Here is an 861-nt window from a genome sequence, read left to right on the forward strand (position 1 = left end):
AGGTAATGCCTCTCGCCGTTGATCTTCACGAACATCTCGTCGAGGTGCCATCGCCACTGGCTCGACCGCATCCCCTCGATCCGGCGCTTGCGGATTTCCGCGGCAAACATCGGGCCGAACCGGTGCCACCAGAACCGGACCGCTTCGTGGCTAACGTCGATACCGCGTTCATGCAGCAGGTCTTCGACATTCCGCAACGAAAGCGGGAACCGGACATACATCATCACCGCGAGACGGATGATCTCGCGCGACGTCTTAAAGTACTTGAACGGGCAGCGTCGGGTCATGGACGGACGCTATCGGCGCCCCTGCCCTGTCTCAACCCGAGTTCCTTTGACACTGGCCCGTAAAACGCTCTCGGCCAGTTCCAGATCCCGGCACACCTGGGCGACCGACACGCCTCGTTCCGTCACCAGCTTCATCGCCTCGATCTTGAACTCGCGGCTGAACTTCCGTCTCGTCATGTCCACTCTCCAGTTCCTTGGTCACGATCTTATCTTCGTGTCCACGAAACCGGCAGCAGGCCACTAGGTTGCTCTGACAAGACCTGCCCAGTTCATGGCTGCGCCTGAACGACCTTAAGATAGGGCGTCAACTCCGTCGGGGTGTCACCGAAATTCTTCATTATCTCCTCATCACTGTGGCGCTTTGGCAGGATGTACATATCTCCTGGCTTCCAGTCCGCGGGCAGATGCACCGCCAAGCTGTCCTGGGCCTGCGCACCATCGATGGAGCGCAGTATCTCCTCGGTGCTACGGCCGAGATAGTCATCCGTGAACTATGGCTGGCAACGCTCATGAGCGTCACGCCGCGGCCTTTTCCTGTGCACATGATGGGCTGCGGCCGTAGAGAACGGCCAGC

The 861-nt window shown here is 59.5% G+C and carries 1 protein-coding gene and 1 pseudogene; both read right to left on the minus strand.

The window, feature by feature from the left end:
* The coding region (locus P1J78_RS25025; RefSeq protein WP_510177810.1) for a transposase family protein at positions 1-287 on the minus strand (287 nt) is incomplete at its 3' end.
* A 45-nt stretch (positions 288-332) separates the two neighbouring features.
* A pseudogene (locus tag P1J78_RS25030) lies at positions 333-464 on the minus strand (transposase); the annotation flags it as partial.
* Positions 465-861 lie beyond the last annotated feature (397 nt).

The organism is Psychromarinibacter sediminicola (genome assembly GCF_029168335.1).
Lineage (GTDB): Bacteria > Pseudomonadota > Alphaproteobacteria > Rhodobacterales > Rhodobacteraceae > Psychromarinibacter > Psychromarinibacter sediminicola.